The 25,746-nt window shown below is 44.4% G+C and carries 24 protein-coding genes; 12 read left to right on the forward strand and 12 right to left on the reverse strand.

Going from position 1 to position 25,746, the window contains the following annotated elements:
• Window positions 1–14: 14 nt before the first annotated feature.
• The 4 genes from purT (at window position 15) to ACQZ43_RS02155 (ending at window position 3,220) form a co-directional block, all read left to right on the forward strand.
• Window positions 15–1,181 carry a formate-dependent phosphoribosylglycinamide formyltransferase gene (gene purT, locus ACQZ43_RS02140; RefSeq protein ID WP_430614202.1) on the forward strand — a complete coding sequence of 389 codons (1,167 nt, stop codon included), beginning with the start codon at window positions 15–17 and terminating at the stop codon, window positions 1,179–1,181.
• Window positions 1,182–1,186: 5 nt separating this feature from the next.
• Window positions 1,187–1,768: a Crp/Fnr family transcriptional regulator gene (locus ACQZ43_RS02145; RefSeq protein ID WP_430614203.1), complete on the forward strand. Its 582-nt coding sequence runs from the start codon at window positions 1,187–1,189 to the stop codon at window positions 1,766–1,768.
• Between the two features lie 172 nt (window positions 1,769–1,940).
• Entirely contained in the window at window positions 1,941–2,672 is a 732-nt protein-coding gene (locus tag ACQZ43_RS02150) for a pirin family protein (protein WP_430614204.1), read from the forward strand.
• A 17-nt stretch (window positions 2,673–2,689) separates the two neighbouring features.
• Window positions 2,690–3,220, forward strand: coding sequence for a YceI family protein (locus tag ACQZ43_RS02155; protein ID WP_430614206.1), 531 nt, complete (start codon window positions 2,690–2,692; stop codon window positions 3,218–3,220).
• 77 nt (window positions 3,221–3,297) lie between these two features.
• Here ACQZ43_RS02155 and ACQZ43_RS02160 read toward each other — a convergent pair whose 3' ends face one another.
• Complete coding sequence (locus ACQZ43_RS02160; protein WP_430614207.1) at window positions 3,298–4,380, reverse strand: hypothetical protein; 1,083 nt, start codon at window positions 4,378–4,380, stop codon at window positions 3,298–3,300.
• 204 nt (window positions 4,381–4,584) lie between these two features.
• Between ACQZ43_RS02160 and ACQZ43_RS02165 the strand changes: the two genes are divergently transcribed.
• The gene (locus tag ACQZ43_RS02165) at window positions 4,585–6,180 is read left to right on the forward strand and encodes a hypothetical protein (protein ID WP_430614208.1); all 1,596 of its coding nucleotides are present in this window, start codon (window positions 4,585–4,587) and stop codon (window positions 6,178–6,180) included.
• Window positions 6,181–6,222: 42 nt separating this feature from the next.
• Window positions 6,223–8,364: a M3 family metallopeptidase gene (locus tag ACQZ43_RS02170; RefSeq protein WP_430614209.1), complete on the forward strand. Its 2,142-nt coding sequence runs from the start codon at window positions 6,223–6,225 to the stop codon at window positions 8,362–8,364.
• 55 nt (window positions 8,365–8,419) lie between these two features.
• Here the strand turns inward: ACQZ43_RS02170 and ACQZ43_RS02175 are convergent, their stop codons facing one another.
• The 4 genes from ACQZ43_RS02175 to ACQZ43_RS02190 form a co-directional block, all read right to left on the reverse strand.
• Window positions 8,420–9,292 carry a pseudouridine synthase gene (locus tag ACQZ43_RS02175; protein WP_430614210.1) on the reverse strand — a complete coding sequence of 291 codons (873 nt, stop codon included), beginning with the start codon at window positions 9,290–9,292 and terminating at the stop codon, window positions 8,420–8,422.
• Window positions 9,293–9,383: 91 nt separating this feature from the next.
• The gene (locus tag ACQZ43_RS02180) at window positions 9,384–10,304 is read right to left on the reverse strand and encodes a geranylgeranylglycerol-phosphate geranylgeranyltransferase (protein WP_430614211.1); all 921 of its coding nucleotides are present in this window, start codon (window positions 10,302–10,304) and stop codon (window positions 9,384–9,386) included.
• A 55-nt stretch (window positions 10,305–10,359) separates the two neighbouring features.
• On the reverse strand, window positions 10,360–11,298 hold the full coding sequence (locus ACQZ43_RS02185) for a mevalonate kinase family protein (protein WP_430614212.1): 939 nt from the start codon (window positions 11,296–11,298) through the stop codon (window positions 10,360–10,362).
• A 71-nt stretch (window positions 11,299–11,369) separates the two neighbouring features.
• Complete coding sequence (locus ACQZ43_RS02190) at window positions 11,370–11,720, reverse strand: cysteine-rich CWC family protein (RefSeq protein ID WP_430614213.1); 351 nt, start codon at window positions 11,718–11,720, stop codon at window positions 11,370–11,372.
• A 262-nt stretch (window positions 11,721–11,982) separates the two neighbouring features.
• On the opposite strand from ACQZ43_RS02190, the gene ACQZ43_RS02195 reads away from it, so the two are divergent.
• The 3 genes from ACQZ43_RS02195 to ACQZ43_RS02205 all read left to right on the forward strand — a co-directional run bounded on the left by ACQZ43_RS02195 (window position 11,983) and on the right by ACQZ43_RS02205 (window position 14,554).
• Window positions 11,983–12,282, forward strand: a complete 300-nt coding sequence (locus ACQZ43_RS02195) for a hypothetical protein (protein WP_430614214.1) — start codon at window positions 11,983–11,985, stop codon at window positions 12,280–12,282.
• A gap of 74 nt (window positions 12,283–12,356) precedes the next feature.
• Window positions 12,357–13,916 carry a SulP family inorganic anion transporter gene (locus ACQZ43_RS02200; RefSeq protein ID WP_430614215.1) on the forward strand — a complete coding sequence of 520 codons (1,560 nt, stop codon included), beginning with the start codon at window positions 12,357–12,359 and terminating at the stop codon, window positions 13,914–13,916.
• Between the two features lie 2 nt (window positions 13,917–13,918).
• Window positions 13,919–14,554 (forward strand): carbonic anhydrase, encoded by a 636-nt coding sequence (locus ACQZ43_RS02205; protein WP_430614216.1) that lies wholly within the window; start codon window positions 13,919–13,921, stop codon window positions 14,552–14,554.
• 221 nt (window positions 14,555–14,775) lie between these two features.
• On the opposite strand, the gene ACQZ43_RS02210 is transcribed toward ACQZ43_RS02205, so the two are convergent.
• From ACQZ43_RS02210 to ACQZ43_RS02225, 4 genes are all read right to left on the reverse strand, one after another.
• Window positions 14,776–16,206, reverse strand: a complete 1,431-nt coding sequence (locus ACQZ43_RS02210) for a COG3014 family protein (protein WP_430614217.1) — start codon at window positions 16,204–16,206, stop codon at window positions 14,776–14,778.
• Between the two features lie 11 nt (window positions 16,207–16,217).
• The gene (locus ACQZ43_RS02215) at window positions 16,218–16,811 is read right to left on the reverse strand and encodes a penicillin-binding protein activator LpoB (protein WP_430614218.1); all 594 of its coding nucleotides are present in this window, start codon (window positions 16,809–16,811) and stop codon (window positions 16,218–16,220) included.
• Between the two features lie 23 nt (window positions 16,812–16,834).
• The gene (locus tag ACQZ43_RS02220) at window positions 16,835–17,191 is read right to left on the reverse strand and encodes a hypothetical protein (protein ID WP_430614219.1); all 357 of its coding nucleotides are present in this window, start codon (window positions 17,189–17,191) and stop codon (window positions 16,835–16,837) included.
• A gap of 226 nt (window positions 17,192–17,417) precedes the next feature.
• Entirely contained in the window at window positions 17,418–18,500 is a 1,083-nt protein-coding gene (locus tag ACQZ43_RS02225; RefSeq protein WP_430614220.1) for a diphosphomevalonate/mevalonate 3,5-bisphosphate decarboxylase family protein, read from the reverse strand.
• A 119-nt stretch (window positions 18,501–18,619) separates the two neighbouring features.
• Between ACQZ43_RS02225 and ACQZ43_RS02230 the strand changes: the two genes are divergently transcribed.
• The gene (locus ACQZ43_RS02230; RefSeq protein WP_430614221.1) at window positions 18,620–19,102 is read left to right on the forward strand and encodes a TspO/MBR family protein; all 483 of its coding nucleotides are present in this window, start codon (window positions 18,620–18,622) and stop codon (window positions 19,100–19,102) included.
• Between the two features lie 111 nt (window positions 19,103–19,213).
• Here ACQZ43_RS02230 and ACQZ43_RS02235 read toward each other — a convergent pair whose 3' ends face one another.
• On the reverse strand, window positions 19,214–20,443 hold the full coding sequence (locus ACQZ43_RS02235) for an NAD(P)/FAD-dependent oxidoreductase (protein ID WP_430614222.1): 1,230 nt from the start codon (window positions 20,441–20,443) through the stop codon (window positions 19,214–19,216).
• Window positions 20,444–20,571: 128 nt separating this feature from the next.
• Here ACQZ43_RS02235 and ACQZ43_RS02240 point away from each other — a divergent pair, with 128 nt between their 5' ends.
• Window positions 20,572–21,117 (forward strand): hypothetical protein, encoded by a 546-nt coding sequence (locus ACQZ43_RS02240; protein WP_430614223.1) that lies wholly within the window; start codon window positions 20,572–20,574, stop codon window positions 21,115–21,117.
• Here ACQZ43_RS02240 and ACQZ43_RS02245 read toward each other — a convergent pair.
• A complete protein-coding gene (locus ACQZ43_RS02245) occupies window positions 21,112–22,032 on the reverse strand; it encodes a GYDIA family GHMP kinase (RefSeq protein WP_430614224.1) in 921 nt (306 codons plus the stop codon). The genes ACQZ43_RS02240 and ACQZ43_RS02245 overlap by 6 nt on opposite strands.
• Before the next feature lie 3 nt (window positions 22,033–22,035).
• Window positions 22,036–23,343: a hydroxymethylglutaryl-CoA reductase, degradative gene (locus tag ACQZ43_RS02250; RefSeq protein ID WP_430615571.1), complete on the reverse strand. Its 1,308-nt coding sequence runs from the start codon at window positions 23,341–23,343 to the stop codon at window positions 22,036–22,038.
• 229 nt (window positions 23,344–23,572) lie between these two features.
• Here ACQZ43_RS02250 and ACQZ43_RS02255 point away from each other — a divergent pair, with 229 nt between their 5' ends.
• Entirely contained in the window at window positions 23,573–25,744 is a 2,172-nt protein-coding gene (locus ACQZ43_RS02255) for a S9 family peptidase (RefSeq protein WP_430614225.1), read from the forward strand.
• The last annotated feature ends 2 nt before the right edge of the window (window positions 25,745–25,746 follow it).

A 25,746-nucleotide genomic window follows, 5' to 3' on the forward strand; every position in this document is an offset into this window, starting at 1 on the left:
AGTACCACACAACCATGATTAAAAAAATCCTATTATTGGGTTCTGGTGAACTGGGCAAGGAATTTGCCATAGCAGCACAGCGCCTAGGTCAATACGTCATTGCGGTTGACAGTTATGAAAACGCCCCAGCTATGCAGGTGGCAGACCGTTTTGAAGTGATTAATATGCTCGATGGCGCCGCCTTAGACCGCATCGTCGCCAAGCACCAACCCGATTTTATCGTTCCCGAGATCGAAGCGATTCGAACGGAGCGTTTTTACGAGTACGAAAACCAAGGCATCACCGTAGTTCCCTCCGCAAAGGCGGCGAATTTCACGATGAATAGAAAGGCGATTCGCGATTTAGCGGCTAAAACCCTCGGCATAAAAACCGCGACTTATCAATACGCGACTTCGGCCGAATCACTGCGCTTAGCCGTAGCACAAGTGGGCATGCCCTGTGTGGTCAAGCCCTTGATGTCTTCTTCGGGCAAGGGACAATCGACAATCAAAACGGATGAAGACATCGACAAAGCCTGGGAATATGCCGTAGACGGCTCTCGAGGCGATGTGATTGAAGTGATCGTCGAAGCCTTTGTCGCTTTCGAATCGGAAATCACCTTGCTAACCGTTACCCAACACGGATTACCCACTTTGTTTTGCCCGCCGATTGGACACCGTCAGGAACGCGGCGACTACCAAGAGAGCTGGCAACCCGCATACGTATCGGCTGCCGACCTGCTCGAGGCGCAAAACATGGCACAAAAAGTGACTCAAGCCCTCGGTGGAGCCGGACTGTTTGGCGTGGAGTTCTTTTTAACTCAAGACGGCGTGGTTTTTTCGGAACTGTCGCCCCGTCCACACGACACGGGAATGGTTACCCTAGCCGGTACTCAAAACTATAATGAGTTCGAATTACACCTCAGAGCCATATTGGGCTTACCCATCCGAGAGATCACCTTAGAACGCGCCGGTGCGAGCGCTGTTATACTCGCTACGGCTCATTCCGACAATCCCGCCTATAGCGGTTTTGAGAAAATTGCCGCTGAACCCCAATCCGATTTCCGCATTTTCGGAAAACCCACCGCTAGGCCCTATAGAAGAATGGGAGTTGCCCTAACTTATGGATCGCCGGAGACCGCTGTTGAAGAATTGGTGGAACGCGCAAAAACCATCAAAAACTACATCGAAGTAATCCATTAAAAAAAATGCTTGTGGACTTACTGCTTAAGAGTATTGCAAAACACGTCGTTCTCACCGAAGAAGAACAAGCCTTTCTATGCTCTAAAGTCTCGCAGAAAACCTATAAAGCCAAGGCGCTTTTACTGGAGGAAAACGAGATTTGTCACCATTCCTTTTTTGTCATCGAAGGGATATTACAGAGTTACAACATCGACGAACAAGGGGTTAAACACACCCTGAGTTTGGCAACTACGGGTTGGTGGATTGCCGATATGTATAGTTTTCTCTCGGGAAAACCCGGACAATTGTATATCGAAGCCATCGAAAACACCACCGTACTTTGCCTGCATAAAGACGACCAACAACTGTTGTTTGACCGCATACCCAAGATCGATCGCTATTTTAGAATTTTAATCGAAAACTCTTTAATCGCCAATCAGCAACGCATTATAGACAACCTTAGCTTAACCGCCGAAGAGCGTTATGAGCGATTTTGCGCCAAACACCCCACGATTAAAGACAAGGTGCCTCAGATACACATTGCGTCCTATCTCGGCGTAACGCCAGAGTTCTTTAGCCGGATGAAGCGGAAGCTACTCACAAAATAAAAAAAAGCCTTTTTGAACCGATTCAAAAAGGCTTTTTTATTTCTTAACCTACATCAAGTGGCTTCGGGCATTTTTCTTAATATATTTGTGATACAATAAAGAATAGAGCAACAGTCTAAAAAGAATACATCTTTTAACAACCAGCATCGCTTTATTCCAAATAACGAAGTCTATGAGCCCTTTTACTTTATTTTCAGATTCGTCTAGAGGTTACGCCGACCACGGTTGGCTCAAGACCCATCATACCTTTAGTTTTGGGAATTACCGCAATTCGCAACGGATACACTTTGGAGCACTTCGCGTTTTTAACGACGACTTCATCGATTCGGGCATGGGTTTTGGCACGCATCCCCATCAAAACATGGAGATCATCACCATTCCTCTAAACGGCGATTTAGCCCATAAAGACAGCATGGGCAACGGTACCGTTATCCGTGAGGGCGACATCCAAGTGATGAGTGCCGGTACGGGAATCGAGCACAGCGAATACAACGCCAATGCAGACAAGCCCGTGGAGATACTGCAAATTTGGTTATTTCCCAAAACGCATAATGTGACACCGAGATACGAACAAAAAACCATCGACAAAAAGCAAGCACACAATCAGCTTCACGCTGTATTAACGCCCAATCCAACAGAAAACGCGGTTTGGATTCACCAAGATGCCTGGTTTTACCTCAGCGACTTGGATGCGGGAAAAACGCTTGAATACAGCAAACAGCTCGCGGGAAATGCCGTTTTTGTCTTTGTGATTTCCGGTGCATTAGAAATCAACGGTCAAAAGCTAAACCGCCGGGATGCCATCGGTTTTACCGATACGCAGCACTTCGAAATTAGCGCTCAAGAAAACACCCAACTACTCTTGATGGAGTTCCCTGAAGAGCTGCCATCTTTTTACCAATAATTTAAAAAAAACAAACTATGAACAATCAAAAATGGAATATCGACCAAACGCATTCAAGCATTGAGTTTAAGATCAAACACATGATGATCACCAACATCAAGGGAAACTTTACCGATTATCAGGGCGAAATGACTATGAATGAAGGAGACTTCGAAAGTGCTGCTTTAAGCTTTACGGCAGCAGTAGCTTCGATCAACACCAAAAATGCCGATCGCGATAAGCACTTGCTGAGCGCCGATTTTTTCGATGCCGAGCAATATCCTACGATTGCCTTTAGCTCGACAAAAGTAACGAAGAAAAGCGGTAACGACTATACGATTACCGGTGAATTGACTATGCATGGAGCGACGAAAACCGTAAACCTGGATACCGAATTTGGCGGTGCGATGAAAGACCCTTGGGGAAACACCAAACTAGCCCTTAATGTGATAGGAAAAATCAATCGTAAAGACTGGAATCTCAACTGGAACTCCGCTTTGGAAACCGGTGGTGTACTGGTTAGCGAAGAGGTTAAACTCGAAGCCGACCTTCAATTTATACTGGCTTAATATCAAGAGCAGCAGTCCCGTAAAAAGGCTGCTGCTCCTTTTTTATATACCTTTGAAATCCCTTTTCAACGATACGATCAATACAGCTTTATGGTAATGTATTGCGGTTTAACATCTTTCTCCTGCCGCTGTACAACCGTGTTAAGGCTGTTGCTGTGCAACACCTTAACCACCAAAGTCGTGTCGTTTAACCACGCATAAGATTTTTCCGAAAACAACTTAAACGCCACAAAATTGACGTAGGTATCGAATATCAATTCGCCGGATTTTACATCGAGCAAACTGAAATCAATACCGACGCTGGAATTGTTTTGCAGGCCGACGATTCGCTTTTTATCCGGCGACAATTTGGGGGCACCACTGATGTGGAATGGCTCCACATCGAGGTTGTTCATATCGTAAAAAGTATAATACGTTTCCATATCCGCAATTTCCTTGACGATTACTTTGTGGAGCAGCTCGCTATAACCCACCAGTGCCAATTGGGTTTCCACTTCGTCCTCGAAGGAGTGCTTTTTCAATACGCGTTTGCTCGTGGCGCCCTGAATAGCGATTTCCTTGGCATTTTCCACAATCGCGGCCTGAGGCGTGGTCAAAACGGTATTTTTGGCCAATTTGTAGGTAGCCTCGTCTGTAAAGCGCAACTCGCCATATTCCTTAAAACTCGTGGTTGCTATTTCTTGATCTTTGATTGACATGGACCGCAGTTGATTCAAATCGGCATCGGCCTTAATTTGTTGATGGGAATCCTTGGTAAATTGGCTTTTGGGTACATAGGCACGCACCGTAGTTCTCGGTTCGTTGCGCAGTTGATAATGCACCTGATAAAAATTTTCCGACTCGCCAAAGACGTACAAACTGCCAAAGTGATTTTGAGCCGTTACCGGAATTACCACCGACTTGCTGTGGACATCTTCTTGGGTATAAATGACAAAGGGGTCGGTTATTGCGTTAACTGAAAAGGCCGCTTGATTATAACTATCAACATGGGCTACCTCGGCAAAATCCCCCACTTCAGCAGCTGGTAAATCGCTCGCAGCCCCTTCTTCGCTTGCTCCTTTGAGCTCCGTGGTATTGTCGGGTTCCACGTTCTTTTCCCGACACGCAGTGAGGCTGATGAACACCACAGCCAACAGTCCCGAAATTATTTTCTTTTTCATCTCAAATTGCTTTTGTACAAATTTATGATTTTATCGAATCTTACAAAACTTAAAAACAGCGATGGATTCCCACTCATCCGCCATCTCGACCTTTCGTTTGCGTTTGCTAAAAAAATCCTATCAAAAAGGTGCTATAAAACATTATTATTCTTAAATTGATTGATATAAAGGGGTGCAGCCCTAGTTAATTTAAAATTCTCCCCAATGAGCAAGTACAAAACTCTAAAGATTATGGGCTATATCGCTGCGTCAATTTTGGGCCTAGCCATCCTCATACTGCTGGTGGGTGTGTTGTTTCTCAAACCGTGGACGGAACGAAAAATAACGGAATCCATCAATCGGAATCCACAATTTCCATATAGCCTTACTTATGCCGAATACGACCTCAGCCTGAGTACGAGGTCGGTTACTTTTACCGATTTGGTGCTCACCCCAAAATCGGATACGCTTGCTGTCGGCGTTCACTTGGTGGGCGCGAAAATCGAGGAACTTCGCATATCGGGAATAGGCTTGTACGACCTGTGGCGAAACAATTTTAGCGCAGACAAAATAAGCCTCAGTACCCCTCATATCGCCATGCGAAAAGGCCGTAGCAAACCCGTAGACTCCCCGGCCAAGACCCCGTTTAAACAGCTGATTCGCGTAAACCAACTCGACCTAACGGCCGGCCGTTTTCAATGGGAAGACAGTTTGGGCAAACAGCATTTGGTGTACTTGGAAAACCTCGATATCCAAATCGATCAAATCGAAATCGACTCGACCTCCTTAAAGAACAAGGTGCCGTTTCGCTTTGCCGATTACCGCGTGAGTTACGACAGCTTGGCTGCGGTAGTCAATCGTTTTTACACCCTTAGCACCAAAAAGACCCGCTTGGACAACGACCGATTGCAGCTGCGAGAATTGGAGTTAAAACCGGTATACAGCAAGGAGGAGTTCCAAAAAAAGATCACCAAAGAAACCGATTTGTTTGCCGTTAAAAACACCGACCTTCAACTGGATCGCTTCCATTGGACCTTAGACCAAAACGGGTTTAAACTTACGGCTGCAAAGTTGCAACTCGACAGCTTGACGGCAGAAGTATATAGAAACAAGGCCGTTGCCGACGACACCTCAATCAAACCCCTGTTTTCAAAAAAACTCCGCGATTTAAACTTCTTTCTAGCCCTAGATACGGTTATCGTAAAGCACAGCGCTATTGCGTATATTGAGCAATTGGACTTTAATACCGAAGCCAGCCACATTAAATTCGGAGCCTTTAACGCGCAAATCACTCAGGTACTCAGCGGTATAGCTGCCAAGGAACGAAAGAAAAAAACCCAAATAGACGTCGATTGCTTATTTATGGGAACCGCACCTTTAAAGGTGCATTGGAATTTTGACGTTAACAATACGGCCGATCAGTTTGTGTTTTCGGGCAGTATCCATCAGTTGCCCACGGCAAAGCTCAACACCTTTCTGCGTCCACAAATCAACGCGACCACCACGGGAACCCTCGATCAGGTATACTTTAACATTTATGGAAACCAACGGGAATCCAAAGGGGATTTTAAAATCAAATACCGCGATTTCAAGATTGAGTTTCTCCGCAAAAACGGTCAGAAAAAGAACCAATTTCTTTCGGCTATAGGCAATCTCTTTGTTCGCAACGACACCGATAACACCTTTAATGAGGCCGAAATTGAGCAATTGCGCAACGAGGAAAAATCCTTTTTCAATTTTATGTGGATCAGCTTGGCAGACGGGCTTAAGAAAACTTTTTTAGTAACCAACAGCAAACACAGCTCCAAGAAGAAAGGTTAATCGCTTACTTTTTTATAAGTTTACATCACCTAACCAACGATTATGATTACGCCCTTACGTTCCACTATACTATTAACCCTCATTGCCTTGAGTTCTTTTTCGTGCAAACGCGAAAATACCGCTCACAGCAGTGGTGAAAACAATCCCCTTATGGCTACTTGGGAAACCCCCTACTCCGTTCCGCCTTTTGACGAAATTGAAAACGCGAATTTTGAATCTGCTTTAAACGAAGGAATCAAAGACCAGCAGCAGGAAATCGAGGAAATCCTCAAATCCAGCGCCAAGCTCACCTTTGAGAACACCATCGCTGCTTTGGACAGCTCCGGTCTTTTACTAGAACGGGTATCGGCGGTTTTCAACAACCTCCTCAGCGCTCATACCAACGACGAGCTACAAGCGACGGCTTTAAAGATGGCCCCGACATTATCCGAGCACCAAGACAACATCTATCTCAATGCGGCCTTATTTAAGCGTGTACAACTGCTGTGGCAGGCCAAAGACGCCTTAAAGCTCACGGCGGAGCAGCGAACGCTTTTGGAAAAAACCTATAAAAGATTTGTTCGCAACGGCGCCTTATTGACGGCAGAACAGCAGCGGGAATTTCGCGATATCAATCAGCAACTGGCCTTGGCCTCCCTTCAATTCGGCGACCATTTGTTGGCGGACACTCAAGCTTATGCCTTGGTGATTTCCGACAAAAAAGATTTAGCGGGTCTCCCTGCCGAAGTCGTTGCAGACGCGGCCGCAGTAGCGCAAGTTCGCGGCAAAGCGGGACAATGGCTATTCACCCTAAACCACAGCAGTATCATGCCCTTTCTACAATATGCCGAAAACCGATCGTTGCGCAAAGCGATTTGGACGGCCTTTCAGCAAAAAGCAAATCAAGACAACGCCTTTGACAACAAAGCGCTGGTACTGCAAATAGCCAATTTACGCATGCAACGCGCACAACTGTTGGGATATCCAAACCAGGCATCGTATGTGTTGGAAGAAAATATGGCCAAAGACACTCAAACCGTCTACCAATTGTTGGACCAGTTGTGGCAAGCTGCCCGCAAAAAGACCCAGCGAGAAGAACAAGACCTTGAGATACTCTTGCATCGCGACGGTATATCGGGACGCATTCAACCTTATGACTGGCGTTTTTATACCGAAAAAATGCGAAAATCGCGTTTTGATTTGGATGAAAACGCCCTCAAAGCCTATTTGAGTTTGGCTCAAGTGCAACAAGGAGTCTTCGATGTGGCTACCCAGCTGTATGGCCTGCAATTTAAAGCCTTGCCCGAGTTGCCGAAATATCACGAAGACGTGACCGCTTGGGAGGTGACGGAAAAAGACGGTGCGCTGCTGGGAATTTTATATTTGGATTTCTTTGCGAGACCGAGCAAGCGAAGTGGTGCCTGGATGACCTCCTACCGCAAGCAACAACTTCAAGACGGACAGCGCATAGCGCCGATTATCTCCATAGTCTGCAATTTTGCAAAATCCAATGGAGCGACACCAACACTGCTCACTTTTGAGGAAACCACCACGGTTTTTCACGAGTTTGGACATGCCTTACACGGCTTGTTGTCCAAAGTAAGCTACAGGAGTCTTGCCGGTACTCAAGTGCCCCGAGACTTTGTTGAATTGCCTTCACAGATACTGGAAAACTGGGCGGCACAACCCGCGGTATTAAAACAATTTGCCAAGCATTACCATACCGGTCAAAGCATACCCGACGACTTGATTGAGAAATGGCAAAAGTCGCAAACCTTTAATCAGGGGTTTGCCACGACCGAATATTTAGCGGCAGCGCTATTGGATATGAAGTACCACACGCAAACCACGGCCATCACCCAAGAGGTCGATGCGTTTGAACGGGCGCTCACAGACGAAATCGAACTTACAGCAGCGATTATACCCCGCTATCGCAGCACTTATTTCACGCATTTATTTGCCGGTGGATATGCCGCGGGTTATTACAGTTATATCTGGTCGGAAGTATTGGATGCCGATGCGTTTGAAGTGTTTAAAACCAAGGGACTCTTTGATGCTCAAACCGCCAAATCCCTTCGCACCCAGATTTTGGAAAAAGGCGGTACGGAAGACCCGCTGCAATTGTATATCAACTTTAGCAGACATCAGCCCGATCCGAAAGCACTGCTCTCAAAACGCGGACTACTCACCACTCAGGATGATTAGTTCTTCCTTAATCTATCAAACAAAAAACTCGTTAGCCAATACTAACGAGTTTTTTTTATGCATTTTTCAAGTTGATGATTTCTTGAGTAGTCAGGGTTCTCCATTTTCCTCTTGGAAGGTTAAACTTCGTCAATCCGGCAAATACCACGCGATCTACTTTGAGCACGTTGTAATTTAAGGACTCGAACAAATTGCGGACTGTTTTTACATTGGTCGCTTTTAGTTTGATGCCGATTTCCGTTTTCGGTTGATCGTCTACGTAATTAATCTCTTCGATATATACTTTATGACCATCCAGTGTTAGGCCTTTTTCCAATTTTTCCAAGTCTTCGTATTTCAAGTTTTTATCCAAGGAAACTTGATACATTTTTGACGAGCGTTGGTTGGCTGTAGTAAACTTTTGAATCATTTCGGTATCGTTGGTAAACAACAGCAATCCCAAAGTGGTTTTATCCATTCTTCCAATCGGACTCAACATGCTTTTAGACGCTCCTTTTACCAGAGTCAATACGTTTTCTGGACTAACGATTTCTTCGGTGATTGTCGAGAAACCCTTGGGTTTGTTCAACAAGACATAGACTTTTTTCTCCGGATTGATTACCGCGCCATCAAAATTAACTACATCGCCCGGTTTTACTTGGTAACCCATTTCTACAATAACCTCGCCATTAACTTTTACGTTACCGGAAACGATGTAAATGTCTGCTTCTCTCCTAGAGCACACACCTGAGTTTGAAATATATTTATTTAATCGGATATTATCTTCATCTAAAGAGGTGACTTTCTTTTGCTTAGGCTTTCTTTCAACCACCGGTTTTGCACTGGCGAAAGTTGATTTTTTATCGTCCTTTTTAAAAGTTTTCCCCTTTGGCTTATTCTTACTAGCGCTTTTCTTAGCGTTTTTGTCGCTTCCCTTACCGTTATTCATAGTACTTATTTTTGCAAAGATAACATTTAAATACACTACTATTAATTAGTTTTTTCGCGAATTGCGATAAAAAAAATTACACTACCTTGCTTTACAATCCGTTAAAGAGTTGTTTGCCGTGGATAACCACGCTGGGATCGATTAAAACAATCGAAAAAACGCCCAATAAAATCAGGAGTTTTAGACTGATATGCAGCTGATGATATTCCAAAATTGTTTGAGATTTCCACAATTTAAAGGTAAAAAAGCTCAAGATAATCAAACTGAAATAAAAGTAAATACTCATATAGCCCACATGGTGTTCTTCGATCAAAAAATAAACGGGAATCACAGTGAGCACGACGAGATACGTAATGATTCGCTTGGCGGTTTTTTCGCCAAAACGCACGGGAAAGGTTTGGTATCCGTTGGCCAAATCGCCTTTGATGTTTTCCATGTCCTTGACGATTTCGCGAATCAGCACGATGAGATATAGAAAAAGGGCGTGTAGAAATATGGCTTCGTAATAGTTTTTAAAATACATCAATATCCCGAAAAAGGGCGCGATTACCAAGAAGGACGCGGTTAGGTTGCCGATGATGGGAAAGCGTTTGAGTTTGTGGGAATAGAACCACAGCAAAAAGATGAAGGCCGAGAAAAACAAACCCGCTCTAATCGACACCACCGATACCAAGGCTACAGCCACAAAATTGAGAAAAAAGTATACCCGCAGTTTGGTTCTCTGACTGACCAATCGGTCCAACATGGTTTTTGTGGGCCGATTGATCAAGTCCTTTTCCATATCGTAAAAGTTATTGATGATATAGCCCGAGGCAATTGCCAAGGTGGAACAAAAGATAATGATAAACAATTGGGGGTCCAAAAGCACATCCAAGGCCCTTTTTTCCGGAGCCAAAATAAATATGGACGCCAAATACTGCGCCACGACGATAACAAAGATGTTGTACCCGCGCACCACAGAAAAGAAACTGAATATTTTCATCAATATCAATTTGGTTTTCCTTGAGCGCATTGAGTTCTATTGTTAATCGCCTGTAGCGATGGTTAAGGTTTGTAAATAACGGCTTTTAGAATTGATAAACCACTTCGAGCTCGTAGTCTTTTAACGAGGCTTTGGCCTTTTCTAAATCCTGTGTAAAACCGAGTATATAACCACCACCTCCGGATCCGCACAATTTTAAATAGTAGTCGTTAGACTCTATTCCCTGTGCCCAAATTTGGTGAAACTGTTCCGGTATCATCGGTTTAAAGTTGTTTAAAACCGTTTTAGACAACTTTTTGGTATTGGAAAAAAGGGCTTTCATATCGCCGTGTAGAAAACTCTCCACACAGGCATCCGTATATTTGACGAATTGATTTTTAAGCATTCTTCTAAAACCCTGATCTTTTAAATTTTCCATAAAGATGGTAATCATCGGAGCGGTTTCGCCTACCATACCCGAATCCAACAAAAACACGGCTCCTTTTCCCTGAGTGCTCTGAGAAGGCAGTCCTGTAGGTTCCACATGGTCTTTGGAATTGATCAAAATCGGCAAGCTCAAATAGCTGTTTAAAGGATCTAATCCCGAACTCGTACCGTGGAAAAAAGATTCCATTTCTGCGAATACCGTTTTGAGCTGCAGCAATTTTTCGCGGGTCAGATTTTCCAAAACCGTAATCTTATCCTGTGCATAGCGGTCGTAAATAGCAGCGACTAAAGCACCGCTACTCCCTACGCCATATCCTTGGGGAATACTCGAATCGAAATACAATCCACCGGCTATATCCGCCTGCATTTCTTGTAGGTTAAAAACCACCAATTCCGGTTTGCTCTCTTGCAAATCTTCTAGGTAGGCAGCAAAATTGCGCAAGCTTTGATTGGATTTTTGCGTTTCCGCTGTGGGGGTATCACCCATTTTTAATGCGCCCTTATAAAAATTATAAGGTATGGAAAGGCCTTTGGAATCTTTGATAATCCCATACTCTCCAAACAGTAGTATTTTCGAATAAAATAATGGTCCTTTCATAGCAGTAAAAGTAATATTTTGAATACAAAAATACGGTTTTTTTAACTGATAACCGCTTTGTTAGCTGTTTTTTATAAAAACTGATTCTTAAAGCCATAGACACAGTGTCGGCATCCGTTTTGACAGCATTGTCCTTTCATCAAGTGATACTGTTCGGTAAAGACAAAATAGCCGTTTTCAATATAATAATGCACCCCTTCAATCATTTCACTACGGCGTTTTGGAAATTCATGAACCAGGGAAAAAGCGACCATCTCGTCCATTTTCTTTAAGCACGAATTGCACAAACACTTGTGAAAAGTCGTCTTTAAAAAGGCGATGGTTTCTGGCCGCAATTGCAATTTCTGGCAGTCGCAATCTTGGATGGCTGCGGCATTGCAGCTTAGAGGTTCTTTACAGTGGGTACAATGCTGTGGTTTCAATTGGGAATCGTCGTTTATAAATTAACTACAAGTATATTGCATTTATACTTCAGCCTAAAACATTTTAACACTACGGCCCCAACTATTTTCTCGATTTTATACCGAGGCCGTAGTATGCGATAAATTTAATCTAAGTTTAACAAGAAAAAAACAGTTACCAAGCGCTGAAAAATTTATTTTTACAACCGTATAACAGCAAATAAAAGGCGCTTAGCGGCAATTGCCGTCTGTGGTTTACCAAAAACACGTATACCCATCCTATATGAAAGTACTGAGTTTGATCGTTTTGGGTTTCTTTATAAATTTCCTCGCATTGCCGACTATTGCGGTGGCGTTTGATATGGACCTCAACATTCCAACCATCAGTATATCCGAAGAGAATAAAAAACCGATTACCAATACCGAAGAAGAACACCATCCGTACAATATTTTCGACTACCTATCCGATTGGGGATTGGACCGAAAAGCGACGGCAAAAAATGGATCTTTCGACCATATCAACGACAAATTACCTCGTTTAAACATCCGCGAGATCCCCGACCCCCCTCCCGATTTAGCATAAACTTTGACCGTAAAAATTAAGGCTGCAAAATATTTTTGCACGCACTTCTCTTGTCAAATTTTATTTTAAAATCCATGAATACTACACCTATATTTACAAAACTGAAAACCAGTTTTGCGCCGGGACTTGTCGTTTTTTTAGTGGCGCTCCCCCTTTGTTTAGGCATCGCACTTGCCTCAGGCGCGCCGCCCATTGCCGGTATTATCAGTGGCATAATCGGCGGTATTGTCGTCGGCTTTCTCAGCAATTCCAACATCAGTGTTACCGGACCAGCAGCGGGTTTATCGGCCATCATACTGAGTGCCATAACCGACTTAGGCTCCTTTTCCCTGTTTTTATGTGCCGGTATTATCGCCGGTATCCTCCAGGTCATATTGGGTTTCTTAAGATCGGGAACCATTGCCAATTTCTTTCCCAGCAATGTGATTGAAGGCATGCTTGCCGGAATTGGTGTCATCATCATTCTCAAGCAAATTCCGCTGATCTTCGGACTAAACTCCCTTTCGGAGCTCTTCCAAAACAACGCTGCTGGATTCTTGGGTCAAATCCATTTCGGCACGCTAATTATCACAGCCGTATCGCTGGGAATATTACTTCTTTGGGACAAAATCCCTTTTTTAAGGCGGGTAAAAATATTGCCCGGCGCCTTAATCGCGGTAGCCGTAGCCATACTGATCAATTTTATCTGGACCAGCACAAATTCCAGTTTGGCGATAGCCGGCAGTCATTTGGTTGCTATTCCGACTTTCCAAAGTGCTGCCGAGCTCGCAAACATTATTGTACTGCCCGACTGGAACGGGTTTTTAAACCCTGCGGTATGGATCATCGGTTTTACCATCGCATTGGTAGCCTCTATAGAAACGCTGTTGTGCATTGAAGCCTCGGATCGCCTAGATCCTCTAAAGCGCAATACCGACACCAATAGAGAATTGAAGGCACAGGGAATTGGAAATCTGCTAAGCGCCTTAATTGGAGGCATCCCCATGACGTCTGTGGTGGTGCGCTCTTCTGCCAATGTCAATGCCGGTGGAATATACAAAACCAGCGCCATCATACACGGGCTGTTCTTACTAATCGCCGTTTTGGCACTGCCTTTTGTGCTCAATTTAATTCCCTTGGCCACTTTAGCGGCCGTACTTATACTCGTGGGATACAAATTGGCAAAACCCCTGTTGTTTATCCACTTCTGGCAAAAAGGGCATACCCAATTCATTCCCTTTGTCGCCACTTTTTCCATGGTGGTTCTATCGGATTTACTGATCGGTGTTGCCGTGGGATTAGCAACCAGTGTCGCTTTTCTGTTGTTTGGAAACTTAAAAAAGGCTTTTAAATACGAGAAGCGACAAACCTCAGAAACCGCTGTTTTTCACATTCGCTTGGCAGAAGAGGTTTCCTTTTTAAACAAATCGGCAATCAAAAGCCGCTTGTACAGTCTTCCGCAAAACAGCAGTGCTTATATCGATGCCAAGCAATCGGTATACATTCACATCGACATCGTCGAGCTCATCCAAGACTTTATCAATGCACACGCCAAAGAAAAGAACATCGATGTGCAAACCAGCGGTTTTCACAAGTCGTACCACACCGAAAACACCAACAAAATCCTCATTCTTCAACACAGAAAATCCATTTAATCATGAATACCATAACCGCAGAAATCTTAGCCAATACCTCAGCAGTAGAAAGTTTAAACATATTGATGGAGGGCAATAACCGCTTCGTCAACAACCTAAAATACAACCGCAATTTCCTCAGCCAGATCGAAGAAACCAAAAACGGTCAGCACCCTCACGCCATCGTACTGAGTTGTATGGACAGTCGCACACCCATCGAACACATTTTCGACCAGGGAATCGGCGATATCTTCAGCATCAGAATAGCCGGTCATATCGTTACGGACGAGGTGATTGGCAGCTTGGAATACGCGTGTAAACTCGTGGGCACCAAACTAATTCTCGTTTTGGGTCACAGTAAATGCGGCGCTATCACCGGCGCCTGTCAACACAAAAAACTAGGGAAACTAACGGGCGTTCTCGCTAAAATCACCCCGGCTTTAGTCACCGTACAGCAACGGCTACAAAGCACAGACCACAGCGAAACGGAATTGATTTCGGAGGTAACCAAGGAGCACATCATCCAATCGGTTCAAGCGCTGACCAGACAAAGCGACGTTTTAAAAACGCTCTTGGAACAAGACCGAATCGGAATCGTCGGGGCGCATTACGACGTGTCCAGCGGCAAAGTGGAAATCCTCTCCCAGAAGTTTATATAACCACAAAAGGAGCTGTCTTACGACAGCTCCTTCGTTTTTTAATCAAAGAACCCTCTCCTTACCACGGCACTTTACACGGGTATGTCTACCCCGTAAACACCGTCATACTTTCTTTATTCGAATATTTTTCCGTGAGTAACCAAAAAACGCAAAGAAAGCTCGGAGTCCTTGGGTCTTATATATAAATCGTTCGCCATACACCATTAGTGATGACCTCTAAATTATTTCAGTGTAGAATAATTGTAAAACTGCAGTTTCCCGTTGGCTTCGATTTTGATTTGATCTTTGACCTTTTGCCCATTGGCTTGGGTGAGGTCGATCTCGATCTCGTTAATCCCCGGTTGTAGGGGTACGCGTACGTAATTGATTTGAGACGGTAGGGTTTGCCAGTTTCTCGTATCGGCTTTTTCAGAGATCATATTGTACAACTGCATGCCAATACCCAATCCTTCCAAGACCGCATTATTGCCGTCCGACGATTTTGCCGACGAACTCAAGGCGTATTCTGCCCCTTTTTTAATCGCCAATCGCGTTAATACCACACCCATTTCTTTCGCAAAACGCTCGTTGAGTGTTTGAACAGCCAATTGATTGATGTCTTCGACTTTTTCAAATTTAAAGGTACCACCCGTAGCACCAGTAATTTGGGCCGAATTGTAAAACAGCGGTCTCGATACGTAATCCGGATAGGCTACGCGCAAACTGTGCACCGCATCTAAACCCGATCCACCACCGCCGATACTAAAATCGAAGGGAATAACCAATCCCCCAGCGACATCGGTAAAAAACAGGCTCCCATTCGATCCTTTAACCAGGGTAAAAACCAAGTCTTTTTGGATTTTCACCGGTGCAATACCGTTTTCCCAAAACACCACTAGCTCGCCAGCCGGCGCCTCATAATCCTTAAAGCTGCTGTTGAATTGCTTTTCAAATTTTTGAAGTTCGCTGACAAACCCCACTTTGGAGGCCATGCGCATGACGTCGTATTTTAAGTTTTCGGGCAAAGCTACACCGTAATAAACATGGTCTTCGCTGCTTTGAAACACCTCTACGGCATTTCTGTAGGCGATAAAAGCATTGTTGTAATCGTTATCCTGTTCGTAAATCAGTCCTTGGAGGATTAAAGAAAAGGCATCTTTGGTATACCGGCTGTTCTTTTCGTTAAACTTATCGCCTTGCGATTGGTTTTGCAAGGTAATTCGCCGCGCTTCTACCAGGGCTTCTTGGGTTTGACCCAAATACAGGTAGTTAAGTGCCTTGTAATAGTGAAGCATAAAGATTTCAAAATCCTCTCCTTTATAATTTTGAGACATCGGATTCAGCACCGCGCCTACTACAGCATCTGAAGTGCTTTTCAACCCTATTTCCACCAATAAATCGGCCTCGTTAAAATACTTGTTACTGTTGGTATAATCGCCATTCAAATGCGCAACGCGCCCCTTCTCCATGAGATACAGCAGCTTGTTACGCGGTTTTTTTAACAGCGCATTCTTCTCCAATGCCTTGTCGGCTTGGGCCAAATCGCCCGTAGAGACACTCTGATAATAGGCCGTGATACGATCGTGATATGTGGCGCAACTAAACGCGAAGAACATCAACACTACAAGTGCTGATGTTCTTAGTATATAGGCTGCACCTCTCTGATAAATCATTTAGTGGAGGTTTAGTTTTTGACGTATTTGGCAATTTTTTTATCTCCTATCCAAACCACTTCGCCCGTTTGAATATTGGTCAATTCTAAGTCAACTTGATAATATACCACTTTTTTCTTTTTGTGGGAATCCACGATGGAGTTTATCGAACCCTGAAGTATGTAGTCTGCTCCATTTTCCATTCCAAATTTTTTCATCGTCGCTATAGACGCATTGGTTTGCTGATCGGCTTTTTCCGCACGCAATTCCTCTCTTTTTTTACCGCCTTGAACCAAACGCACGCGTTGTGATTGAATAAAGGTGCGTTCCACATCCTTTACAAAGGTTTCGGCATCGATGTGTTCGTGGCTTTTGTTGAGCACCATACCCACTATAACTACGGGTTTCTTTCCTTGATGATCCTCGTTGTGGTTTCCGATCCACGGATCGTTTAAAATTTTGTTGGTCATTTCCGTAGCGACTTCTCTGGAATCGGTATTGTTCCAGCGTCCGCTGATATCTATGGTTTCCTCTGTACTCACGCGAGTCACCTGTCTTCCACAAGAAGAAATAAATACACCTGAAGCCACTAAAAGGGCTGCTATTGCGATACGTTTTAATTGCATAATCTTATTTATAAATTAAATTTTTAAAATGAAAACCAAAAATCTCCCGATCTAAATCCAATATTGGGCAACCAACTGTTCCAAGATCGGTGCGAATAGGGCGAATAATAATCGTAATAATAACTGCTTCGATTCATGCGTACGTCGTAGTTGCGACTGCGTCTAAGCGCCCGACGCTCCTCTCGTTCGTCATACCAATCTCTCGCTTTATAAGTCTGCTGCACCGTGGTACCCAAGGTGGCGGTAAGACTGTCGTTGATCCGCATGTATTTATCTTGACTTTCTCTATAATTCGGGTTTTGATCGGCGACTTGCGCAGCGGCTGAAACCGCAGTGAGCATCGCTACGGACAAGACCAAAACGTTCAATAACTGTTTCATATATACCTACTTATTTGTGATTTAACATTCCTTGCCGTTCACACAACTGACTTCTTCCTTTTCTACAAACCAAAAGAATTGCAGCGGTGATGGCATCGCTACTGTTTCGCGCTCTCTCAAAATTAATAAAATAAACGGTAAAACAGTCGCTTCAAGTTTAATAAATCAAAAAGAGTACCACTCTTGACAAAACCGGCTATAATCGAGCTAAAAACCCCATAAAAACCTACAAATCAATCTTTTGAGCCCCAAAACCCATTTCGTCTGCTATAAAATGCTGTTGTTGGCACCAAGGCGCTAGTACCTCTTGTACAAATTCCATCACCCTCGTTTTATGCGCTTTGGGAAACAACAAATGCACGTTGGCGCCCGCATCTAAGGTAAAGCAAACCGGTATTTGAAACTGGGATCTAAAACTCCAGATGTGCTCGATGATCTGCAAGGTTTGGGGTTTCATCAAAATAAAGTACGGCATGGAAGTCATCATCATGGCGTGCAAGGTCAAGGCTTCACTTTCAACGATGGCGATAAAAGCCTCGAGATCTCCGGTTTCCAAAGCGGTTTTCAACCGCGACAAATTGGCTGGTGCCTGTTCAAATCGCTGTTGTGCAAACGGGTGTTGGTGCATTAAATCGTGTCCGACCGTACTGCTGACCTTTTTCTCGCCTTTGTCGACCAACAAGATAACGTCTTGAAAGTCTTGGAATATCGGATGCAAGGCACCGTCAAAAGGCACTCCGTAATAATCCGAACTCGCGGCAATTTCCGAATGTGCCCCCCAGACCACTACGGCACCGGAGATGCTTCGGCAGGCACTGCCCGAGCCCAAACGGGCTAAAAAAGAAGCTTTTTGATTGAAGTAATTCGCATCCATCTGCGGGTTTAACCCCTGCTCCAACTGCATGAGGTTTACCGCCAAAGCCGCCATACCCGAAGCGGAAGAAGCGATACCCGAACTGTGCGGAAAGGTATTATGGGTGTGTATCACAAAGTGATAATCATCTATATAAGGACAATAGGGACGAATTCGCTCGAAAAACTTTTGAATTTTAGGCTTAAATTCCTCTTTGGACTGTCCGTCAAAAAAGAGATCAAAGCTAATTCCCGAGATTTCCTTCAACTGAAAATCCAATCGGGTGATGGTTTTGCAGTGGGTCAGGGTAAAACTCAACGACGGGTTGGCGGGAATTTGACCTTCGCGCTTTCCCCAGTATTTGACCAAGGCAATATTGCTCGGCGCACTCCATTGAAAACTGCCTTCGGTTAATTTCTTTCCAACAAATTCATATACAAATGTTTCTTGCCCCATTTTTTGCTTATTTTTATAAATCAAAGCTCCCCGGTTAACGACTGGGAGTTTTTTTCTTAGCGGTTATTGTTACAAAGATAAATTTTTAAGACAGAATAGAAACTCCTAAAATCACTCTCATGAAAAAAACATTGAAAATTGTCATGGGTATACTGCTCTGCTCTGGGGTGGGCTATTTGTCGAGCATCGTTACCCGAAGCAGCTTAACCACTTGGTATCCCCAAATCGAAAAGCCCTGGTTTAATCCGCCCAATGCCGTTTTTCCCATCGTCTGGCCCATACTTTATATCCTGATGGGAATTGCAGTGGGTATGGTATGGGCCAAACGCGCTGCTGCGGAAAGTCTTGTGCGCAAAGCCCTGATTGTATTTGGTGTGCAACTGCTGTTAAACGCCCTGTGGTCGATATTGTTTTTTGGCTTGCAAAATCCGAAGCTCGCTTTCTTTGAATTGGTCGTGCTCTTGGTAGCCGTCATCTTCTGCGGCCGACAATTTTACAAAATTTCGCCATGGGCAGCCTATTTGTTAGTGCCTTATGTGTTGTGGCTGTCCTTTGCGGGAATTCTCAACTTCAGCATTTGGATGCTAAACCCTCAACCGTAGTATGCAAGGGGAATAAAATCAATAGGCGTCCTGTACAACAAGACGCCTATTTAAATTTTTGAGCTCGCCATTGGCGTAAAACGCCTGGGATTACCCTAAAGCCATGCGGTATTAATTGCCGCTGATGCGGTTCGAAATTTCTGTCGCCGCTATAAAACCGGTCGTCCATGCGTTCTGAAAATTAAAACCTCCGGTAATCGCATCGATGTTTAAGATTTCACCGGCAAAGAACACCTTGGGAAGTATTTTGCTTTCCATATTTTTAAAATTGACCTCTTTTAAGTCAATTCCTCCTGCGGTGACAAACTCTTCTTTAAAGGTACTCTTGCCGTTGACTTGAAATTCCCCTTGAGTCAATTGCAAGGCCAAGGCCTGCAATTCCCTTTTGTTTAAATCGGCCCATTTGGCTTCCAACGCTATACCTGCGGCTACGACCAAGCGCTCCCAGAGGCGATTGGGGAAGTCGAAAGGGCATTTTTTGACCACTATTTTTTTGGCGTTCTCCCTTTTGATTTCCGACAGTTTTTCTTCGGCATCGGCCAGGGAAACCTCGTCGGTCAACCAATTGACCTGTATGTGAAATTGATAATTCTTTTCGGCTAATTCGCGGGCACCCCAAGCGGACAAACGCAATATACCCGGTCCGCTCAACCCCCAATGCGTAATGAGCAAGGGACCGGTGGCTTCGAGTTTTAACCCCTTCACCTTTACGGTTGCTGGAGCGGCAATCCCCATCAAATCGACCAGTCGCTTGTCCTTTATATTAAAGGTAAAAAGCGAGGCTACCGGCGGGATAATCCGATGTCCACTTTCGGCTAATAGCTGCCACATTTTCGGATTACTACCCGTAGCAAAAACCAAGTAATTCGCTTCAAAAGCCCCTTGATTGGTATCGACTTTCCAGCTGTTGTCCTTTTGAAAAACCGCTTGAACGCTATAGCCCGTCAACAAGTCGATATTCAGTTCTCGGGTCGCGGTCAAAAAGCAATCGATGATCGTTTGGGAGGAATCCGTTACCGGAAACATACGGCCGTCGTCTTCTATTTTTAAGGCAACACCCCTTTTTTCAAACCACTCTATGGTATCGCCGCTACAAAATTGATTAAACGGTCCGCGCAGCTCTTTGGAACCGCGGGGATAAAAACCCACCAGTTCTTTGGGATCAAAACAGGCATGCGTTACATTGCAGCGCCCGCCACCCGATATGCGCACTTTGGAAAGCACCTCTTTACCGCGTTCTAAAATGGCTATTTTTATTCCCTTGGTCTTTTCGGCTAAATTGATGGCTGTAAAAAAACCCGCAGCGCCTCCTCCTATTATTAATACGTCGTAATTCTTCAATACCGCTAGTTTTTTTTTGTAGATTTTAGTTTTAAAATGCCCAATTTTTGATTTCCTTGAAAAAAAAGTACCTTTACCACAAAGATAGGCACTTTACCTATTTTTCAAATTCATTCAAAATTAAGATTATGAAAAAATTTGCTTTTCTATTGATTATCGCCTTCTTCTCCATGTGTAAAACCGCCAAACCGCTCTTTTCTAAACCGGAATTGACCGTAGAAGAAACCCTTGAAAAAATCAAAGAAGAAGACCGCTTACCCAATGAAAAAGATGTGATTGACCTGCCGGATTACGCGCAAGTACGAGACGATTTCCGCTCGGTTAGTGACAAGACTAAAGACAACTACCTCCGCGGAATGAGAGCGAGTGAACCTCAGTATTCGGTAGTGATATTGACCAAGGGATACAAAGGGGAAAACATCCGTATTAAAGCCGAAGACAAGACCTATTTTAACGGCATGACCATGTCTCATTTAAAAACGGGAATTGCCAAATCCATACGCGTAGACAACGATAAAGATTTGACGATATTCGACAACTTTACCGGTAAGAGTTTAACGATAGAAAGCAATCACTTAAAGATGTTTAAGTTTATATATATACTCAAAAACAACGCAGATAAAGAAATTCCCTTTCGCGTGACCTTTAGCAATACACTGCGACCGGTTTTATAAAATCATCTCGCGATAAGGCAGTACGACATCAAATCCCTTAGCACTAAAGTAAGCTAGGGGATTTTTTTTGGCCGTGACCAAAACAAAATCTCCTCCCCAAGCTCCCAAGCTTTTTACGGCACCGGTAAAGTCTGGAAAGAATACCTCCTTCACCTTGGGCATGTCTATAATCGCAGCGATTATCGCTTCGTGCTGTTCCAACAGGCATTCGAATTCTTCCAGGGAGTTGCTGTGCAGCAACTGCTGTGTTAGGGCATTGATTTCCGCTTTTTGAGAACTTCGGTTGGCCGAGTATTCCCGATATCGCGCAATGCCCGCTTTGCTGTCTTGCTTTTGATTGAGGTATACGAAGTACAAGCAGTCGGAAAAAACCGGATTAAAAACGACGGATTCAATTTGGGGACCGGCATGGGTTCTGGTATACAATATCGGACTGTGGTATTGCGCACAAGCGATGTCGTAACCGCTACCGCCAAAAGCGTCTTGCAACAGTTGAAAAGCATCTACGCCCACCCATTGCGCAATGTTATTGATTACGGTAGAAGAGGTACCCAGTCCCCATATTCGCGGAAACTCCAACTGCGTTTCGACATCAAATCCTCGGGATTGTTCGAAAAACTGGGGATTTAAGCGATGTGCTGCTGCGAGTATTTGCAGCAGTGTCTTGAGGTAAGGGGAATCGGTAGACTGCAACTGCAGATTTAGAATACGGGAAACCGCAAAGGTCTCGTCGATCCACACCGCGCCGTCACGATCAAACGACAGCCAATGAATCTCTCCTGTTTTAACGGGAGTCACCCGCAGTTGTTGCCCCATTTTTGTGGGTAAAGCCAAGGCTTGAGCCCCATCTAACACCAAATACTCGGCGGTGATGAGCAATTTTCCATGACTGTAGTAACAAGAGGGGCTCGTCATAACTTACTTCCTTAGACTTTCGAGCAACTCGACTACCGCACTGTGAGAAACGATGTTTTTCTCGAAGTGTAAAACCGCATTCCTGCGCTCCTCGTCGGTTGCTTTAAATTGATTGAGGATATTTTTTAGGTGCATTTTCATGTGCCCTTGCTGAATTCCGGTGGTGGTAAGCGATTTTAGGGCGGCGAAATTCTGCGCCAATCCCGCCACAGCAACAATCTGCATCAACTCTTCGGCATTGGGACTGCCCAACAGCTTTAGAGCCACCTTAACCATGGGGTGCAGAGACGTCAATCCGCCTACGGTTCCCAGGGCCAAGGGCAAATCGAGCCAAAAGGTAAAGATACCGTCCTCGACCTTGGCGTGTGACAAGCTGGAATAGCTCCCGCCCCTAGAGGCATAGGCGTGAACGCCGGCTTCAACAGCTCTAAAGTCATTGCCCGTAGCCAAGACCAGCGCATCGACGCCGTTCATAATCCCCTTGTTGTGCGTTACCGCTCTAAAGGGTTCTACCTCGGCAATGCGAACGGCCTGCATGAATTTGGCGACAAACTCTTCGGGATTTTCAATTTCCGAAGAAGTCAAGTCCGACACCGCACAACTCACCGAAGCGCGAACGCAGCAATTGGGTACGTAGTTCGACAATATACTCATCACCACCTCCAACTCCTGTTCTGCAGAGTCAAAATGGCGTGCTTGTTCTTTTAAAGTCGCTGCAATTTGCTCCAAACAGCTGTTGATAAAATTCGCCCCCATGCTGTCCTTCGTATCAAAGGTCACGTGCAATTGGTAGTAATTTTCCAACAATTCGGTTTTGTCGCGCAGCGCAATGTCTAAAATTCCACCGCCGCGTTTCCTCATATTCTGAGTAAGCGCCTCGGTATCGGAAAAGAATTGCGGACGAATGGTATCGATAAAACGGGTGAGCGCGGCGCTATCGCCGGTATAGGTAAAGTGTACCTGGCCTATTTTTTCGGTGTTTAAAACCGTTGCTTTAAAACCGCCTCTTTCAGACCAAAACTTTGCGGCCTTTGCAGCAGCTGCCACAACGGAGCTCTCTTCGATTACCATCGGAAGGGTGTAATTGCGGCCGTTAATCACAAAATTCGGTGCCACACCAAAGGGCAGGTAAAAATTCGTAAGGGTGTTTTCGATGAATTCATCGTGCAATTTTTGCACGTCTTCGTCCGAATTCCAATACGTTTTAATCAGCGCTATGATTTCCTCTGAATTCGAAAAATAAGTCTTTGCAATCCATTGCAATTTCTCTTCTTTAGTCCACTTTGAAAACCCTTTGATATTTGAAGCCATCATCCCCTTATTTGTTGTGGCAAATATAAGGGTTTCGCGCGGTATTAAAAATGACATACACAGCTTAAATCCATTCTAAGTAATCAAGCCTTGGCATTTCTTGTCGTTTTAATCCTCCAAAAGGGGGCGCGAACAGAAAAATCACTTCATTTTTGGTTAATTCAACAAAAAAACTGGCAAGGCTCATATTTTTTCACTAAAATTGGAAGTTTTTTTGACAGTAAATAAAATGAATAAAATACCTACAACGCTTTTATTTTGCCTAATTGCCTTAAATATGGCTTTTGGTCAAAAGCAGATTTCCCTCAATGAAATTTGGAATGGATCTTTACAGCCTCAGAGAATGGTTTCTGTGAGTGCCATGAAGAACAGCAACCAATATTCCTTGGTAGAATACAACGCTAACAGCTCGAGTTCACAGATTAACAGCTACGATTTCGCGACTTTAAAAAAGGCATCGACCCTGTTTGACACGGCGCTTTTTCCCGCGATTAAGAGCATCGACGACTACAAATTTAGCGCCGACGAAAAGAAGATTTTAATCGCAACGCTTTCCAGCCCGATATTCAGACATTCTTTTACCGCCGACTATTACCTCTATGATATCGCGACAAAAACCCTGGAAAAAGTGGGAGACTCCCCGATTCAAGAGCCGACTTTCTCCACAGACGGCACACAGCTCGCCTACGCTCAAAACAACAATCTATACCACTACAACATTTCGACCAAAACCGCGACGGCCATCACTCATGACGGCAAGAAAAACCACATCATCAACGGTATATCCGACTGGGTTTACGAAGAGGAATTCGCCGTGGTGAGTCAGTTTGCCTGGAATGGCGACGGAACAAAAATCGCTTATGTCAAATTTGACGAAACCGAAGTGCCCGAGTATTCTATGGACATTTACGGCAAGGGACTATACCCGACGCAAAGCGTTTTTAAATACCCCAAAGCAGGCGAGAAAAACGCCTTGGTTTCCCTGCACATTTACGATGTAAAAACGCAAAAAACCGCTGCGGTCGACCTGTCCAACTACAGCGACTTCTACATACCGAGAATTCAATGGACCAACGAAAGCGCTTTTTTAAGCGTGCAAGTGCTCAACCGCCATCAAAACCACTTGGACCTGCTCTTTATCGATGCTAAAGACGCCTCCAAAAAAGTCGTTCTCAGCGAAACCGACCCCGCATATATCGACATCACAGACCACCTGACCTTTTTAAAGGACAACAGCTTTATTTGGTCTAGTGAAAAAGACGGTTACCTCCACCTTTACCACTATTCCAAAACCGGACAGTTGCTAAAACAGCTGACCAAAGGGCCGTGGGAAATCACCGAATACTACGGTTTACACGAAAAAACCAAAACCCTATACTTTCAGTCGGTCGAAAACGGCAGTACTAAAAGAGATGTTTTCTCCATACAGTTAGACGGAAAGAACAAAAAACAACTCACGACAGATTCCGGAACCAATTCCGCCTTATTCAGTCCCAATTTTGACTTGTTTATCAACACCTTTTCCTCGAGTGTACAGGCGCCGACATACACCTTAAAGCAATCGAAAAACGGACAGACGCTAAAGACAATCGTCTCTAATGAAACCTTAAACAATCGATTAAACGATTACCAATTACCCGAGAAAGAGTTCTTGGAAATACCGACCGAACACGGCGGGATGATGAATGCGTGGATCATGAAACCCAAAAACTTTCAAGCCGGCAAAAAATACCCGGTATTGATGTACCAATACAGCGGTCCTGGCTCGCAGCAAGTTGCAGACAAATGGTGGGACACCAATGACTTTTGGCATGCTATGTTGACTCAACACGACTATATCGTGGTTGCAGTAGACGGACGGGGCACGGGCTTCAAGGGGGCGAAATTCAAGAAATCGACTCAAAATCAGCTAGGTAAACTCGAAGTAGAAGACCAAATAATAGCAGCTAAATATTTAGGAAATTTTAACTATATTGACCCCTCTAGAATTGGAATCTGGGGATGGAGCTTTGGAGGCTTTATGTCGACCAATTGTCTGTTAAAAGGGGCGGATGTTTTCAAGGCCGCCATTGCGGTAGCACCGGTGACGAATTGGCGTTTTTACGACACCATTTACACCGAGCGCTATTTGAAAACACCACAGGAAAATGCCGCGGGTTATGATGAGAACTCCCCGATTTTCTTTGCCGACCAACTCCAAGGTAAGTATTTGCTGATACACGGCAGTGCCGACGATAATGTACATGTGCAAAACACCATGGTGATGATCGAAGCTTTAGTACAGCAGAACAAACAATTTGACTGGTTGATTTACCCCGATAAAAACCACGGTATTTACGGAGGAGCTACCCGCTTGCAATTGTATACGAAGATGACCGATTTTATATTAAATAATTTATAAGC

This window comes from Flavobacterium sp. JP2137 (assembly GCF_050562195.1).
Taxonomy (GTDB): Bacteria; Bacteroidota; Bacteroidia; order Flavobacteriales; family Flavobacteriaceae; genus Flavobacterium.